This is a genomic window from Streptomyces sp. Edi2, from assembly GCF_040253635.1.
Taxonomy (GTDB): Bacteria; Actinomycetota; Actinomycetes; order Streptomycetales; family Streptomycetaceae; genus Streptomyces.
In genome coordinates, this window is sequence record NZ_JBEJGX010000003.1 from 6,263,158 (window position 1) to 6,277,805 (window position 14,648).

General features: G+C 70.7%; 16 protein-coding genes. 10 read left to right on the top strand and 6 right to left on the bottom strand.

Going from position 1 to position 14,648, the window contains the following annotated elements; genetic code table 11:
* Positions 1–83: 83 nt before the first annotated feature.
* From ABR737_RS31025 to ABR737_RS31035, 3 genes are read right to left on the bottom strand one after another with little or no spacing between them, the layout of a single operon-like run.
* Positions 84–857 carry an AIM24 family protein gene (locus tag ABR737_RS31025; RefSeq protein ID WP_350254026.1) on the bottom strand — a complete coding sequence of 258 codons (774 nt, stop codon included), beginning with the start codon at positions 855–857 and terminating at the stop codon, positions 84–86.
* On the bottom strand, positions 854–1,537 hold the full coding sequence (locus ABR737_RS31030) for an AIM24 family protein (RefSeq protein ID WP_350254028.1): 684 nt from the start codon (positions 1,535–1,537) through the stop codon (positions 854–856). The genes ABR737_RS31025 and ABR737_RS31030 overlap by 4 nt, the downstream gene beginning before the upstream one ends.
* Positions 1,537–2,175, bottom strand: a complete 639-nt coding sequence (locus ABR737_RS31035; protein ID WP_350254029.1) for an AIM24 family protein — start codon at positions 2,173–2,175, stop codon at positions 1,537–1,539. The genes ABR737_RS31030 and ABR737_RS31035 overlap by 1 nt, the downstream gene beginning before the upstream one ends.
* A gap of 313 nt (positions 2,176–2,488) precedes the next feature.
* Between ABR737_RS31035 and ABR737_RS31040 the strand changes: the two genes are divergently transcribed.
* The 5 genes from ABR737_RS31040 to icmA all read left to right on the top strand — a co-directional run bounded on the left by ABR737_RS31040 (position 2,489) and on the right by icmA (position 6,157).
* Positions 2,489–2,839: a DUF3817 domain-containing protein gene (locus ABR737_RS31040; RefSeq protein ID WP_350254031.1), complete on the top strand. Its 351-nt coding sequence runs from the start codon at positions 2,489–2,491 to the stop codon at positions 2,837–2,839.
* Entirely contained in the window at positions 2,836–3,147 is a 312-nt protein-coding gene (locus ABR737_RS31045; protein ID WP_129294148.1) for an MTH1187 family thiamine-binding protein, read from the top strand. Before ABR737_RS31040 ends, ABR737_RS31045 begins: the two co-directional genes overlap by 4 nt.
* Positions 3,148–3,314: 167 nt before the next feature.
* The gene (locus ABR737_RS31050) at positions 3,315–3,824 is read left to right on the top strand and encodes a MarR family winged helix-turn-helix transcriptional regulator (protein WP_350254032.1); all 510 of its coding nucleotides are present in this window, start codon (positions 3,315–3,317) and stop codon (positions 3,822–3,824) included.
* Positions 3,825–3,909: 85 nt separating this feature from the next.
* Entirely contained in the window at positions 3,910–4,242 is a 333-nt protein-coding gene (locus ABR737_RS31055; protein WP_350254033.1) for a DUF3817 domain-containing protein, read from the top strand.
* A 214-nt stretch (positions 4,243–4,456) separates the two neighbouring features.
* Complete coding sequence (gene icmA, locus ABR737_RS31060; RefSeq protein ID WP_350254034.1) at positions 4,457–6,157, top strand: coenzyme B12-dependent isobutyryl-CoA mutase large subunit; 1,701 nt, start codon at positions 4,457–4,459, stop codon at positions 6,155–6,157.
* 78 nt (positions 6,158–6,235) lie between these two features.
* Here icmA and ABR737_RS31065 read toward each other — a convergent pair whose 3' ends face one another.
* Both ABR737_RS31065 and ABR737_RS31070 read right to left on the bottom strand, forming a co-directional pair.
* A complete protein-coding gene (locus tag ABR737_RS31065) occupies positions 6,236–7,639 on the bottom strand; it encodes a sensor histidine kinase (RefSeq protein WP_350254036.1) in 1,404 nt (467 codons plus the stop codon).
* Positions 7,636–8,358, bottom strand: a complete 723-nt coding sequence (locus ABR737_RS31070) for a response regulator transcription factor (protein ID WP_350254037.1) — start codon at positions 8,356–8,358, stop codon at positions 7,636–7,638. Before ABR737_RS31070 ends, ABR737_RS31065 begins: the two co-directional genes overlap by 4 nt.
* Positions 8,359–8,415: 57 nt before the next feature.
* On the opposite strand from ABR737_RS31070, the gene ABR737_RS31075 reads away from it, so the two are divergent.
* Together ABR737_RS31075 and ABR737_RS31080 are read left to right on the top strand one after the other, a co-directional pair.
* Positions 8,416–9,579, top strand: a complete 1,164-nt coding sequence (locus ABR737_RS31075; protein WP_350254039.1) for a UDP-N-acetylglucosamine--N-acetylmuramyl-(pentapeptide) pyrophosphoryl-undecaprenol N-acetylglucosamine transferase — start codon at positions 8,416–8,418, stop codon at positions 9,577–9,579.
* Positions 9,576–10,580 (top strand): GDP-mannose 4,6-dehydratase, encoded by a 1,005-nt coding sequence (locus ABR737_RS31080; protein ID WP_350254040.1) that lies wholly within the window; start codon positions 9,576–9,578, stop codon positions 10,578–10,580. The genes ABR737_RS31075 and ABR737_RS31080 overlap by 4 nt, the downstream gene beginning before the upstream one ends.
* Positions 10,581–10,655: 75 nt before the next feature.
* On the opposite strand, the gene ABR737_RS31085 is transcribed toward ABR737_RS31080, so the two are convergent.
* Positions 10,656–11,312: a TetR/AcrR family transcriptional regulator gene (locus ABR737_RS31085; RefSeq protein ID WP_502964406.1), complete on the bottom strand. Its 657-nt coding sequence runs from the start codon at positions 11,310–11,312 to the stop codon at positions 10,656–10,658.
* Between the two features lie 390 nt (positions 11,313–11,702).
* On the opposite strand from ABR737_RS31085, the gene ABR737_RS31090 reads away from it, so the two are divergent.
* The 3 genes from ABR737_RS31090 to ABR737_RS31100 all read left to right on the top strand — a co-directional run bounded on the left by ABR737_RS31090 (position 11,703) and on the right by ABR737_RS31100 (position 14,601).
* Positions 11,703–12,677 (top strand): tetratricopeptide repeat protein, encoded by a 975-nt coding sequence (locus tag ABR737_RS31090; RefSeq protein WP_350254044.1) that lies wholly within the window; start codon positions 11,703–11,705, stop codon positions 12,675–12,677.
* Between the two features lie 611 nt (positions 12,678–13,288).
* Positions 13,289–13,906: a DUF6230 family protein gene (locus ABR737_RS31095; protein WP_350254046.1), complete on the top strand. Its 618-nt coding sequence runs from the start codon at positions 13,289–13,291 to the stop codon at positions 13,904–13,906.
* Between the two features lie 128 nt (positions 13,907–14,034).
* A complete protein-coding gene (locus ABR737_RS31100) occupies positions 14,035–14,601 on the top strand; it encodes a DUF6114 domain-containing protein (protein WP_350254047.1) in 567 nt (188 codons plus the stop codon).
* The last annotated feature ends 47 nt before the right edge of the window (positions 14,602–14,648 follow it).

Here is a 14,648-nt window from a genome sequence, read left to right on the forward strand (position 1 = left end):
ATTAATTGGGTGGGGGCGGTGACGCCGGCGGCCGGAGGTGGACGTTGGTCAGACGTTCGAGGTCACCGTCCGCAGAGTATCGCTCACAGCCCGAAGCGGCGTTGGAGGCTCCCGAGGTTGCCGGGGAGCTGGGGCAGTTGTGAGCCACTTTGCGGAACGTGTCCGCCCCCGCCCGGAACGCCCGCCTCGGTGGGAACCGCCCCGGTTGCCAGCTCCGGCATCAGCTGCTCGGTGGACTGCAGCAGGACCGTGCCGGCGCCGACGAACTCGAACTGGTGCTCCTCGCCGGACGCTCCGCCGATGCCGGTGTGCGCCCGCAGCCCGCCCAGGAATCCCCGCAGGTACTGGTGGTCGTAGTGGTGGCACGGGGAGGGGCAGTCGGCCCAGCCGACGAGCGCCTGCGGGTCGACCCGGATCGGCGGTTCCATGAAGACCACCGGGCCGTTGGAAGCGGCCACGAACTTGCCGGTCCCGATGAGGGTGAGGAAGCCCGGGATGATCGATTGCTTCAGCGCGAGAGATGGCTGAAATGCGAGCAGATTGCCGGAGCGAATCGTCAGGTTGCCGTCCTCCAGATCGAAGGAGTTCACGTCGAAGGCACGGTCCGCGAGCAGCATTTTTCCGCGGCCCTCGGCGACGACCCAGTCCGCGGCGTGCAGTGGCGAATGGAAACTTCCGGCGATCAGGCGGTCCAGGCGGCCGTGTCCGATGCCCTGGAAGTCGATCTGCCCGTAGTAGGCGATCATCTTCCCCTTCTGCAGGAACCACTGGCCGTTCAGGTCGACGCTGAAGGCGTAGGCGTTGACGTTGTCGTCGGCGGGGAGCGACGAGACGTCGTGGACGACGGGACCGGTCACAGCTTCTCCTCCGACGCCTGGACGTAGACGGTGCCCTGGCCCGACAGCTCCAGCTGGAAGGCCTCGCCCGAGCCGCGGCCGACCATGTCGCGCCAGCCGAGCGCCGTGGACAGTTTGTTGCGGACGTCGCCGCGGTGGGCGACATAGGCCTGAGGGTCGACATGGACCGGGCGCTGGGGCGTGATCGGCAGCTCGATGACGCCGCCGTGCGCCATCACCGCGGCCGATCCGACGCCCTTGAGGGTCGTGGTGAACAGCCCCTGGCCGGTGACCTGGCCGCGCACCATGCCCATCACGCCGCCCTGCGCGCCCATGAACATCGTGCCCTGCTGGAGCGAGCCGTCGAAGGCCAGCAGCCGGTCGGCCTCGACGTACAGCGTCTCGCCGGTCAGGTCGACGACATGGACGTGATGGCCGCCGTGGCCGAACATGACGGTGGCGGTGGGGGCACCTCCCTGGTCATTAAGACCTTGGGGGACTTCCACGGTCATCAGGGGGGTGGCCTCACCGGCGATCCGGCGGCCGATCATGGAGCCGATGCCGCCCTGGCCGCCCTGGATGTTCGGGGTGAACGCGACCTCGCCGCGGTAGGCGAGCATCGCGCCGCGCTGGCTGTACATCCGCTGGCCCGGCCCGATCCTGGCCTCCACCATGCGGGAGTTGAGCGCCGTGAACGGCATCAGACCTCACCTCCCATGGTGTTGCGCTCGCTGGGCTGTACGTAGACCAGGCCCTCGCCCTCGAAGCGGATCTGGAAGGACTCGCCGGAGCTCTCGCCGAGGACGGTGCGGAAGTTCACCCCGGTCTGGAAGTGCTGCTTGAGGTCGCCGGTGTGGGCGACATAGGCGCCCGGGTCGACCTGGAGGGGGTACTGCTTGGTGACCCGCAGCACCACCGCGGGGCCGTGGGAGGTGATCGCCGCCTGGCCGCTGCCCTCGACGGTGGTGGTGAACAGGCCGTTGCCCTGGGAGGCGCCGCGCAGGCCGGTGAAGGTCGTGCCCGTCCGCAGCGCGGCGTCCGTGCACAGCAGATTGCTGGCCTCGACGTACAGCTTCTCGCCCTGCAGCTGGACGAGGTTGATCTCGCCGGCGCGGTCCGCGAAATAGCAGGTGCCGTGGCCCTTCACCTCCATCACGGCCATCTGTTCACCCGTGAGCCGCCGGGTGACCATGCCCCGCAGGCCCTCGCCGCCGCCGGACATCTTCTTGAACGACATCTGGCCGTCGTACGCGACCATCGCACCGTTTTTCGCCTTGACGGCGTCGCCCGTCATATCGACGGCGAGCACCTTGCTCCCCTGGAGCCGAAACTGAGCCACGGGTCAGACCGTAGTCGGCCGCGGCCGCCCGGGGCAGGTCCTTCGGCCCTGATATCGCCCTGATCCCGCCCTGAATTCCGCCGGGGACCGGCCCGGGGGTGCTCCGCGCCTCCCCCGGCGCGGTGATCGCCGGAGCGGCTGTAACAATAGGGCGAAGCTTGTGAACCCTTGCACAAGCAGTGCCCGCCCGTCGCCCGACCTCCACCCCCAGAAGACGGCGCTGCGCGCCGACTGCCCGCCCGTCTCCCGACCTCCGCCCCCAGAAGACGGCGCTGCGCGCCGACCGCCCATCTGCCACCCGAACGAGGTTCCCGTGGACATCAAGACCGCCGCCGCCCTGCACCGACTGCGCCTGGCATCCATCCCGGAGGCGCTTTCCTTCCCGGCGCTGCTGATCTTCGGCACCGGCTTCCGCCTGGCCTTCGACTACGACTCCCTGGTGATGCCGCTCGGTCTGATCCACGGACTGCTGTTCATCACGTATGTGGTGCTGCTGCTGGACGTGTGGAACCGCACCAAGTGGTCCTTCAAGCGCGTCGCCTTCTTCTTCGTGCTGGCGATCCTGCCGTTCGGCGGCCTCTACGGGGACAAGGTGCTCAAGCGCGAGGAAGAGGCCGGTGTGATCGCGGCCCGCGCCCGCAAGGAAGGGGTCCTGAACACATGATCGTCGCCTTCTCCGTGAGCCCCCTGGGCGTCGGCGAGGACGTCGGCGAGTACGTCGCCGACGCGGTCCGGGTCGTCCGCGAGTCGGGGCTGCCGCACCGCACGGACGCGATGTTCACCTCCCTCGAAGGCGAGTGGGACGAGGTCATGGACGTCGTCAAGCGCGCGGTCGCGGCCGTCGAGGCGCGCTCCGGGCGGGTCTCCCTGGTGCTCAAGGCCGATATCCGGCCCGGCGTCACGGACGGACTGACCTCGAAGGTGGAGACCGTGGAGCGGTACCTCGCCGAGGGCGACGCCCGTCGCTCCTGAGCGGTGGTCCCGCGGCACCCCGAGCGCTGCCCTCGCCGCCGGGGGAGAGGTCCGTGCGGCGGGCACAGGGGCGGGCACAAGGGTGCCCGGCCCGGCCCGACCGCTTCCCGGTACCGAAAACTGAGACACGGCTGACCACCATTTGAGCGCCGGGTAGGGTCGGAAGCGTGCCGAAGCCGCTCAGCCTTGCTTTCGATCCCATCGCGCGCGCCGACGAACTGTGGCAGCAGCGATGGGGCGCCGTGCCCTCGATGGCCGCCATCACTTCGATCATGCGCGCCCATCAGATCCTGCTGGCCGAGGTAGACGCGGTCGTCAAACCGTACGGGCTGACCTTCGCCCGCTACGAGGCGCTGGTGCTGCTGACCTTCTCCAAGGCCGGCGAGCTGCCGATGTCCAAGATCGGCGAGCGGCTGATGGTGCATCCGACCTCGGTGACCAACACCGTGGACCGGCTGGTGAAGTCCGGTCTCGTGGCCAAGCGGCCGAACCCGAACGACGGGCGGGGCACGCTCGCCACCATCACGGACAAGGGCCGCGAGGTGTGCGACGCGGCGACCCGCGAGCTGATGGCGATGGACTTCGGGCTCGGGACGTACGACGCCGAGGAGTGCGGGGAGATCTTCGCGATGCTGCGGCCGCTGCGGGTGGCGGCGGAGGACTTCCAGGACGAGTAGCGGGCGCCGCGGCCTTGCCCGGCGGGCCCGGCGCACGCAGGGGGGCGGCGAAGATCGCCCCGGAACGGGCCGTTACGCTCGGGGCATGAAGCGAAGCGTCCTGACCCGTTACCGGGCGATGGCCTACATCACCGCCGTGATGCTGCTGGTGCTCTGCACGTGCATGGTTTTCAAGTACGGCTTCGGGATGGGCAAGGACCTCACCCTCGTCGTCTCGCAGATCCACGGCGTGCTCTACATCATCTACCTGGTGTTCGCCTTCGACCTGGGCTCCAAGGCCAAGTGGAAGTTCGGCAAGCTGCTGTGGGTGCTGATCGCGGGCACGATCCCCACCGCCGCCTTCTTCGTGGAGCGCCAGGTGGTGCGGGAGATCGAGCCGCTGATCGCCGATGACGCTCCGGAGCCGGTGAAGGCCTGACCGCAGCCGGGTCAAGGCCTGACCGCACCGGCTCCGCCCCGACGCGGTCCGACGGCACCCCTGCCGACCTGCTCATACGCGCCTGTCCCGGAATCGGGCGGGCGCGTTTGTGCTGTCCGGGGTTCGTTACGGAAGGTGACCTGAGTGGCGCGAGAGGTAACTCATGGGGCTCTCCCGTCGACAAGTAGTAGGACGTCCAAGTAAATTCGACGGTATGGACGCTGACGCGATCGATGAGGGCCGCCGCCGCTGGCAGGCTCGGTACGACTCCGCCCGGAAGCGGGACGCGGACTTCACCACGCTCTCGGGCGATCCCGTCGAGCCGGCGTACGGGCCCCGGCCCGGGGACTCGGTCGAGGGGTTCGAGCGGATCGGGTGGCCGGGCGAGTACCCCTTCACGCGGGGGCTGTACCCGACCGGCTACCGCGGGCGGACGTGGACGATCCGCCAGTTCGCCGGCTTCGGCAATGCCGAGCAGACCAACGAGCGCTACAAGATGATCCTCAAGGCGGGCGGCGGCGGCCTCTCCGTCGCCTTCGACATGCCCACCCTCATGGGCCGGGACTCCGACGACCCGCGCTCGCTGGGCGAGGTCGGCCACTGCGGTGTCGCCATCGACTCGGCGGCCGACATGGAGGTCCTGTTCCAGGACATCCCGCTGGGTGACGTCACGACGTCCATGACGATCAGCGGGCCCGCCGTCCCGGTCTTCTGCATGTATCTGGTGGCCGCCGAGCGGCAGGGCATCGACCCGGGCGTCCTGAACGGCACCCTGCAGACGGACATCTTCAAGGAGTACATCGCACAGAAGGAATGGCTCTTCCAGCCCGAGCCGCATCTGCGCCTGATCGGTGACCTGATGGAGCACTGCGCGCGCGGCATCCCCGCGTACAAGCCGCTCTCGGTCTCCGGCTACCACATCCGCGAGGCGGGCGCGACGGCCGCGCAGGAGCTGGCGTACACGCTGGCCGACGGCTTCGGCTACGTGGAGCTGGGGCTCTCGCGCGGCCTGGACGTCAACACCTTCGCCCCCGGACTGTCCTTCTTCTTCGACGCGCATCTCGACTTCTTCGAGGAGATCGCCAAGTTCCGTGCCGCGCGCCGGATCTGGGCCCGCTGGATGCGGGACGTCTACGGCGCGACGAGCGAGAAGGCGCAGTGGCTGCGCTTCCACACCCAGACCGCCGGTGTCTCGCTGACCGCCCAGCAGCCGTACAACAACGTCGTACGGACCGCCGTCGAGGCGCTGGCGGCCGTGCTCGGCGGCACCAACTCGCTGCACACCAACGCGCTGGACGAGACCCTGGCGCTGCCCAGTGAGCAGGCCGCGGAGATCGCGCTGCGCACCCAGCAGGTGCTGATGGAGGAGACCGGCGTCGCCAACGTGGCGGACCCGCTCGGCGGCTCGTGGTTCATCGAGTCGCTGACCGACCGGATCGAGGCGGACGCCGAGAAGATCTTCGAGCAGATCAAGGAGCGCGGCAGGCGGGCGGTCCCCACCGGCGAGCATCCGATCGGCCCGATGACCTCCGGCATCCTGCGCGGCATCGAGGACGGCTGGTTCACCGGCGAGATCGCCGAGTCCGCCTTCCAGTATCAGCAGGCGCTGGAGAAGGGCGACAAGAAGGTCGTCGGCGTCAACTGCCACCACGGCTCGGTCACCGGCGACCTGGAGATCCTGCGGGTCAGCCACGAGGTCGAGCGCGAGCAGGTGCGGGTGCTCGCGGCCCGCAAGGAGGCCCGGGACGACGCCCGGGTCGAGGCCTCGCTGAAGGCGATGCTGGAAGCCGCCCGGGCCGGCGGCAACATGATCGAGCCGATGCTGGAGGCCGTACGGGCCGAGGCGACGCTCGGCGAGATCTGCGGTGTGCTGCGCGACGAGTGGGGGGTCTACACGGAGCCGGCGGGGTTCTGAGCCGGTCCTCCGCCCCGCCGCCGACGGCCGTTGGCAGCGGGGCGGAGGCCGTTGGCAGCAGGGCTTCGACGACCGGCCCTACGCTGCGGCGACCGGCATCCGCAGCCGGAACAGCGCCCCGCCCCCCGGCGCCCGCTCGGCGGTGAGTTCGGCGTCATGGGCGCGGGCGATCTGGCGGGCCATGGCCAGGCCCAGGCCGGAGCCGGGCAGGGCGCGGGCCGCCTCGGCGCGGTAGAAGCGGTCGAAGACGTGCGGGAGGTCGGCCTCGGTAATACCGGGGCCGTGGTCGCGGACCGTCAGGGCCAACTCATCGGCGGAAAAGGTGAGTTCGGTGTCGACCGGGCCGCCCGGTGGGGAGAACTTCGCGGCGTTGTCGAGGAGGTTGGACAGCAGCCGGGACAGCCGGGGCGGCACACCGGGGATCGCGACTTGGGCCGCGGCGGGGGCGATGGCGGTGGTGAAGGTGATCTCCGGCCAGTGTTCGCGGGCCGCGCCCACCGCGTGCTCCAGGAGGGCGGCCGGGCGCACCTGCTCCACCAGGGGCTGCGGCTCCTCGTCGCGGGCCAGTTCGATCAGGTCGTTGACAAGGGTGGTGACCTCGCGCAGCTGGCGGCCCAGTGCGGCCGAGGCACGGTCGCGCTGGGCGTCGGTCAGCCGGCCGGCGCGGGCCAGGAGTTCGGCGTTGGTGCGCAGCGCCGTCAGCGGGGTGCGCAGCTCGTGGGAGGCGTCGGCGACCAGGCGGCGCTGCGCGGCGACGGACTGTTCGAGCTCGCCGAGCATGGTGTTGAAGCTGGTGGCCAGGCGGGTGATCTCGTCCTCCCGGGCGGGCGGGCCCGGGGGCAGTTCGATGCGGTGGCGGGCGTCGCGGGTGGCGGCGATGCGTTCCGCGGTGGCGGTGAGCCGGGCGACCGGCGCCAGGCCCGTACGGGACACCCAGTAGCCGAGTGCGGCGGCCAGCAGGACACCGGCGCCGCCGACCGCGGACAGCGCCCAGGCGGCCTGCTGTACGCCCCGGTCGACGGTGTCGGAGCGCTGGGCGACCTGCACCGCCTCGTCCTTGTCCGCCAGGCGCGTGGTGAGCATCCGGACCGGATGGCCGGCCACCGTCAGCTTTTGGTAGAACGCCGCGCGCCGGCCGTCGGCGACCTGCCGGGTGGCGTCGGAGACGGGCAGCACATACCGCTCGCGCGGGTCCTTGGCGGGGTCGGACGGCACGATCTGGATACAGGCCGAGGCCGGGTACTGGCACAGCGTGTCACTCGGCGTCGGGCCCCAGTCGTGGCGGTCCCGGACGGCCTGGGCGGCCGTCTGGGTCAGGTTCAGCCCCAGCTGACGGGTCATCTGGTAGTCGATGATGGAGAACGCGGCCGCACAGACGCCGACCGCCACCACGGCCACCGCGGACGAGGCGGCCAGCGCCAGCCGGGTGCGGAGCGGACGGCGGCGGCGCCAGCGGGCCCCCAGGCCGCGGTTGCCGGTCACGCGCCCTCCGCGTGGTCCAGGCGGTATCCCACCCCGTGCACGGTGTGGACGAGGCGGGGCTCGCCGCCCGCCTCCAGTTTGCGGCGCAGATAACCGATGTAGACGGCCAGGGAGTTGGAGTCGGGGCCGAAGTCCCGGCCCCAGACGCGCTCCAGGATCACCTCGCGCGGCAGCACCTGCCGGGGGTGCAGCAACAGCAGCTCCAGCAGCGCCCATTCGGTGCGGCTGAACTCCAGGGGACGGCCGGCCCGGTGGCCGGTGCGGGTCACGGGGTCGACGACCAGATCGTCGAAGGCGAGCCGGGAGTCCTCGGCGGCCGTGGCGGAGGCCCGGCGCAGCAGGGCCCGGACGCGGGCCACCAACTCGTCCAGGGCGAACGGCTTGACGAGGTAGTCGTCGGCGCCCGCGTCGAGCCCGTCGACCCGTTCACTGACCGAGTCCAGGGCGGTCAGGACGAGGATCGGGGTGCGGTCGTCCAGTGCGCGCAGCCGGCGGCAGACGGCCAGGCCGTCCAGCACGGGCATCATCACGTCCAGGACGAGGACGTCCGGCTGCCAGCCGGCGACCTCCGAGAGGGCGGCCAGGCCGTCGGCGGCGCCCCGTACCGTATAGCCCTCCACGGCGAGGCCGTCCTCGACGGCGGCACGTACCTCCGGTTGGTCGTCGACGACGAGGATCTTGGGGGCTGGGGTGTTCCCGGGCGTGGGCGGCATGGACATAGGCTGCCAAACACCTCTCTTAGAAGCTTCTTAGGGCGTATCGCGAGCGTGGCGGCCATGCGCACACCACTCTCCGTCGTGATCGGTGCGGGCGGCACCGGCGGCCATATCTATCCGGGACTCGCTCTCGCTGACGCGCTGTGCCGGGCCGTGCCCGATGCGGTGATCTCCTTCGTCGGGACCGAACGCGGCCTGGAGACAGAGCTGATCCCCCGGGCCGGATACCGGCTGCACACCGTCGACATGATCCCCTTCGACCCCTCGCTCGGCGCCCGACGCTATCTGCTGCCGGCCGCGCTGCTGCGCTCGGGTACCCAGTGCCGGGCGATCCTCAAGGAACAGAAAGCCCAGGTCGCGGTCGGTATGGGCGGCTATCCCAGCGCCCCCGTGATCGTCGGGGCCAAGATGGCCGGGCTGCCGAGCCTGGTCCATGAGTCCAACGCGGTGCCCGGCCGGGCCAACAAGTTCGCGGCCCGGCTCACCCCGCACATCGCCCTCGCCTTCGACCGCAGCCGGGAACATCTGGCGGGCGGCGAGCGGGCCGAGACGGTGGGGATGCCGCTGGTGGGCCCGCTGGCCGAGCTGGACCGGGCGGGGCTGCGGCCCGCCGCCCGCCGGGCCCTGGGCGTACCGGACGGCGCCCGGCTGCTGCTGGTCAACGGCGGGAGCCTGGGGGCGGCCCGGCTGACCGAGGCGGCGGTGGGCCTGGCCGGCCGCTACCGGACGCGCAGCGACCTGCGGCTGCTGATCAAGACCGGGCCGGCGGCCCTGGAGCAGACCCGGGCCCTCCTGGCGGCGAACGGCGGGGACGCGGTCGCCGAGGCCGTGCCGTACCTGGACCGGATGGATCTGGCGTACTCCGCCGCCGATCTCGTGGTCTGCCGGGCCGGTTCGGCGACCGTCGCCGAGCTGGCCACCATCGGGATGCCGGCCGTCCTCGTGCCGTATCCGCATGCGCCGGGCGACCACCAGACCCATAACGCCCGGGTGCTCTCGGACGCCGGGGCGGCGCTGTTGCTGCCCGATCCGCAGACCACGGCGGAGCGGCTGGACGCGCTGGTCACCCCGCTTCTCGACGATCCGGCCCGGCTCGCCGCGATGGGCGCGGCCGCCGACCCGGGCACCCATGCGCAGGCCGCCGGCCTGCTGGCCGACAAGGTGCTGGCGCTCGCCGGCCACCCGCAGGTCCACCACCACCCCACGATGAAGGAGTCAGCATGAACAGCAGCACACAGCAGTGGACGGGCCGCCGGGTCCTGGTCACCGGGGCCGAGGGGTTCATCGGCTCGACCCTGGTCGACATGCTGGTGGAGGCCGGCGCCGAGGTGCGCGCGTTCGTCCATTACAAGCCCTACGCCGAAAAGGGAAATCTGGCGCGCTATTTGGTGCCGGGCGGCCCGGTCGAGATGGTCGCGGGCGATGTGCGGGACGCGGGCCGGGTGATGGACGCTGTCGAGGGCTGCGACACGGTCTTCCATCTGGCCGCGCTGATCGGGATCCCGTACAGCTACGACTCGCCCGGCGCGTATGTGCAGACGAACGTCGTCGGGACGGAGAACGTCGCGGAGGCCTGCCGCCGGCATGCGGTGCGGCGGCTGGTGCACACGTCCACCAGTGAGGTCTACGGGACCGCGCTGACCGCGCCGATCGGCGAGGACCACCCGCTGCAGCCGCAGTCGCCGTACTCCGCCTCGAAGATCGGCGCGGACATGATGGCGCTGTCGCACCGGCACGCCTTCGAGCTGCCGGTGACGGTGGTGCGGCCGTTCAACACCTACGGCCCCCGGCAGTCCGCGCGCGCCGTGATCCCCACGATCCTGGCCCAACTCCACGCGGGCGCCCGGCAGATCAAGCTGGGCTCGCTCACCCCGACCCGCGACTTCACGTATGTCACCGACACCGCGGCCGGCTTCCTGGCGCTGGCCGACTGCGACCGGGCACTGGGCGAGGTCGTCAACCTCGGCACCGGGCGGGAGATCGCCATCGGGGCGCTCGCCGAGGCGCTGATAGCGGCCTCCGGCCGGGAGGCCGAGGTGGTGGTGGACCCGGCGCGGCTGCGGCCGTCCGGCAGCGAGGTCGAGCGGCTGCTGTCGGACAACTCCCGGGCGCGCGAGTGGGCTTCGTGGCGGCCGGAGGTCACGCTGGAGCAGGGGCTGAAGCAGACCTCGGAGTGGGTGGCACAGAACCTGCACCTGTTCGCCGCGGACCGCTACCAGGTCTGATCCGCCTGCCGGTTGTGACCTGCGCCGCGGCGGGCACCTCGGTGCCGCGCCGCGGCCGGCACCCGTCCGCCGGGCTCAGCCCTGGTCGCCCAGAGCGGAGAGCCCGGTGAGGAAGAGCGCCGTGAAGTCGCGTCCCCACGCGGCATCCACGGGCTCCCCGCTGACCAGGGTGCGGTGCACGATCGCCCCGGCGATCACATCGAAGATCAGGTCCATGTTGCGGGCGGCGTCCCGCTCGCCGTCCGCACCGGGTGTGTCCGGGGGTAGTTCGCCGCGGGCCTGGGCGCGCGAGCGGCCGAGCAGGACCAGCCGCTTCTGGCGGTCGACGATCGCCGAGCGGATCCGTTCGCGCAGCGCCTCGTCGGCGGTGGACTCCGCGACCACGGCCATCAGCGCCGTCTTGGTCTCCGGCCGCGCCAGCAGTGCCCCGAACTGCAGCACCACGCCCTCGATATCGGATTGCAGGGAGCCCCGGTCGGGGAGTTCGAGCTCGTCGAAGAGGACCGCCACGGCGTCCACGACGAGCTCGTTCTTGTTGGCCCAGCGGCGGTAGAGCGTCGTCTTGGCGACACCGGCCCGGGCCGCCACATCGCTCATGGTCAGCCGCCCCCAGCCCAGATCGACGAGTGCGGCCCGGGTCGCGTGCAGGATCGCGAGATCGGTCTCGGCGCTGCGCGGGCGGCCCGTGCGGCCCTTTGGGGAACTGGCGGAGTGGTGCATGCGGGCGACCATACCGGGCAGTACGGGAGATGCCGCCCGTGAGGCAGATCACCCCTCGCGGGGCCGGACCCGGTGGTGATGCGGGGCCGACGGCGAGTTACGCTACGGGTCGTAGCGTAAGAGTGACAGCCACTGGCCGTGGGTGGGGACCCATGGCCGCGCACGACGGTCCTCCTCGGGACCGCACGACGGCCCTCCTCGGGGCCAGTACGGGCAGCGATCCCGGACGTACGCCGGCATTCCGGCGGGGCGTACGGACGGGGTGCGGTGCCCGGTAACCCGGCCCGGCGGCAGCACCGGACCGGCACTTTGCAGCACCGCCGCACGACCGATCGCATCGCAGACCGCAGCGCTTTCCGGATCGCTTTCCGGAACGGCCCGCCCAGGGGGGAGGATGGACCCATGCAGCCACGCAATATGTCCATGAGTGGAGTCGTCGACCTCGCAGCGGTGAAGTCGGCGGGGGAAGCGAAGCAGAAGGCGGAGCAGGCACGTGCCGAGGCCGCCCGTACGGGCCAGGCACCCGTGAGCGGTGCCCGCCTGGTGTTCGACGTCGACGAGGCGGGGTTCCAGCAGGACGTCCTGCAGCGCTCGACCGAGGTCCCGGTCGTCATTGACTTCTGGGCCGAGTGGTGCGAGCCGTGCAAGCAGCTGGGTCCGCTGCTGGAGCGCCTCGCGGGGGAGTACGCCGGCAAGTTCGTGCTGGCCAAGATCGACGTCGATGCCAACCAGATGCTGTTCCAGCAGTTCGGGGTGCAGGGCATCCCGGCGGTCTTCGCGGTCGTCGCGGGACAGCCGATCCCGCTCTTCCAGGGCGCGGCCCCGGAGTCGCAGATCCGCGAGGTGCTCGACCAGCTGGTGCAGGCCGCCGAGCAGCAGTTCGGCATCGTGGGAGCGCCGCTCGACCCGCAGGCCGCGGGGGAGGCGGAGCAGGAGGCCGCGGCCCCGGCGCCGGCCGGTCCCTATGACGCACTGCTGGAGGCCGCGAACCAGGCGCTGGACTCCGGTGACCTGGGCGGTGCCGTCCAGGCGTACAAGAACGTGCTCAACGACGACCCGGCCAACCCGGAGGCCAAGCTCGGCCTGGCGCAGGCCGAACTCCTCCGCCGGGTGCAGGATCTCGACCCGCAGGCGGTGCGCAAGGAGGCCGCGGAGAATCCGGCCGATGTGCAGGCGCAGATCCGTGCCGCGGACCTGGACCTGGTCGGCGGTCATGTCGAGGACGCGTTCGGCCGGCTGGTCGACGCGGTGAAGCGGTCGGCGGGTGACGACCGGGAGGCCGCGCGACTGCGGCTGCTGGAGCTGTTCGAGGTCATCGGCGCGGAGGATCCGCGGGTGACGGCGGCGCGTACCGCGCTCGCCCGGGTGCTGTTCTGACCGCTCTCATCGGACTCGCCCGCTTCTGACCAGTACGACCTTCGCGAGTCGCCCGAACAAACGACACAGCGGCCACGTTTTACCAAAACTTGGTAATCGTGGCCGCTGTTACTTCAAGTAAGTCTGAGCGACCCCCTTGCGCCGCTGTGTCCGCAATTGCCCAATGTCCCCTCACTGTTAGTGGCGACGGTATGTGTCCGCTTGATTTCAGTGGGTCGTGGCAGGGTTATCGGGCCGTTACCCGCAAGTAACGAGCCCCTTGTGCCGCGGCTCCGAATGGACCACGATCGGCCACGCTCGGTCCATTCCCGCAGCCCGGCATCCGGTCGGCGTCGCGGGGTACTTGGGTCCCCACCGAGTGGTCGGCGGCAGGTGCCGCCGGCGGTGGACAGGGGGGTCTCTGCCCCACCCGGCAGGGCCTGTCCAGGAGGTTGCGCGAGAGCGTGGCCAGTGGTTGTCGCTCGGGGGTGATCGCCGGTGTTCGGAACACGATGTGCCTCCGAGGCAGGCGCTCTCCTTCCCGAGGACGTAGCACTTCTCCCATCCCAGGCACGGCTGTCCCAACGGGGGCGGCGCGTACCGGAGATGTACGTCCGAGAAGGAGGAAAGTCATGGAGTCCCTGGCTCGTGGCGGGACCAGATGGAAGCGGTTCGCCGTCGTCATGGTGCCGAGCGTCGCGGCGACCGCCGCGATCGGTGTCGCCCTCTCGCAGGGTGCGCTCGCGGCATCGTTCAGCGTGTCCGGTCAGCAGTTCAAGGTCGCTACCGACCGGCTGGACGGCACCGGATTTGTTCAGTACGGAGCCATTGACGCCCAGAAGGGCGGCAAGCAGGTCCCGGTGGCGGTCTCGGGGTTCTCGAACGCCAAGATCAAGAACCTGTGCCAGTCGGTAGTCGTGCCGGTGCCGGTCTTCGGCGATGTGTCGATGAAGCTGTCGGCCGGTGGCGGTGACACGCCCGTCGAGGCGAAGAACCTCTACATCGACCTCGACCAGCTGTCCGCGGACGCGACCTTCAACAACATCGACATCGGTGTTGCTGCGGGCTCGACGACCAAGGGCCCGGGGATGCACAAGGGCGACAAGGCCGACCCCGGCTCGTTCGCCCAGCAGGCCGACTCGGCCACGCTGACCCACGTCAGGCAGCGGGCATGGGCCACGACGGCCGGAACGTTCAAGCTCAGCGGCCTGAAGATGAGCGTCGCCAAGGGCAAGAGCGAGTGCTACTGACGCACTGAGCGTGCGGGCGCGGGGCGAGCTGTGCGGCATTCGTCGTTCCCCGTGCCCGTACGCCGGGTAGCCCAGTAGGACACCCAGCACAGAACCACCGATTTGCCAGTCCCGAGGAGCTGTACGACATGAGCGCCGACACGCGACCACGGCTGATCGAGACCATCGGCCGGAAGCGGCTTTCGTTCCGGGAGTGGCGCGCACACCGCCCGTTCTGGGGCGGCATGCTGACTCTGCTGGCCGGCATCCCGATCATGTACATCCCTTACGCGAATCTCACGATCGGTTCCCTGACCGTCCGCATGGCGACCACCGCCGGCGCCGGCTCGCTGATCATCGGCGTACTGCTGGTCGTGCTCGGCCTGACCATGTGGTTCCAGCCCGCTTCGCGCGTCTTTGCGGGTGTGGCGGCGATTCTGCTCTCCCTCGTCTCCCTGGTCGTCTCGAACTTCGGTGCCTTCCTGATCGGCTTCCTCCTGGGGCTGATCGGCGGTGCGCTGGGAGTCTCGTGGGCACCGGGCAAGGACGGGCGGAGCGGGGACGACGCCGGGGAGCCGGCCCGCAAGACGGTTGCCGGACCGGTGGTCGCTACGCACCCCGCGCCGGCCGACGGTCCCGGGTCGGTCATCGGACTGGACGACCTGTCAGGAACGAGCCCGACCAACGGAACGAACGGGAGGCACCGTGCCGGGTGACGAGCTGCACGAGAGCGCAGCTGCCGGGGCGAGAACCGGGCCGAGGC

Excerpts from the sequence above, each read along its gene's own strand:
- ABR737_RS31030 (WP_350254028.1), bottom strand. The coding sequence starts at position 1,537 with ATGCCGTTCACGGCGCTCAACTCCCGCATGGTGGAGGCCAGGATCGGG.
- ABR737_RS31045 (WP_129294148.1), top strand. The coding sequence starts at position 2,836 with ATGATCGTCGCCTTCTCCGTGAGCCCCCTGGGCGTCGGCGAGGACGTC.
- ABR737_RS31055 (WP_350254033.1), top strand. The coding sequence starts at position 3,910 with ATGAAGCGAAGCGTCCTGACCCGTTACCGGGCGATGGCCTACATCACC.
- icmA (WP_350254034.1), top strand. The coding sequence starts at position 4,457 with ATGGACGCTGACGCGATCGATGAGGGCCGCCGCCGCTGGCAGGCTCGG.
- ABR737_RS31070 (WP_350254037.1), bottom strand. The coding sequence starts at position 8,358 with ATGTCCATGCCGCCCACGCCCGGGAACACCCCAGCCCCCAAGATCCTC.
- ABR737_RS31075 (WP_350254039.1), top strand. The coding sequence starts at position 8,416 with ATGCGCACACCACTCTCCGTCGTGATCGGTGCGGGCGGCACCGGCGGC.
- ABR737_RS31080 (WP_350254040.1), top strand. The coding sequence starts at position 9,576 with ATGAACAGCAGCACACAGCAGTGGACGGGCCGCCGGGTCCTGGTCACC.
- ABR737_RS31085 (WP_502964406.1), bottom strand. The coding sequence starts at position 11,312 with ATGGTCGCCCGCATGCACCACTCCGCCAGTTCCCCAAAGGGCCGCACG.
- ABR737_RS31090 (WP_350254044.1), top strand. The coding sequence starts at position 11,703 with ATGCAGCCACGCAATATGTCCATGAGTGGAGTCGTCGACCTCGCAGCG.
- ABR737_RS31095 (WP_350254046.1), top strand. The coding sequence starts at position 13,289 with ATGGAGTCCCTGGCTCGTGGCGGGACCAGATGGAAGCGGTTCGCCGTC.
- ABR737_RS31100 (WP_350254047.1), top strand. The coding sequence starts at position 14,035 with ATGAGCGCCGACACGCGACCACGGCTGATCGAGACCATCGGCCGGAAG.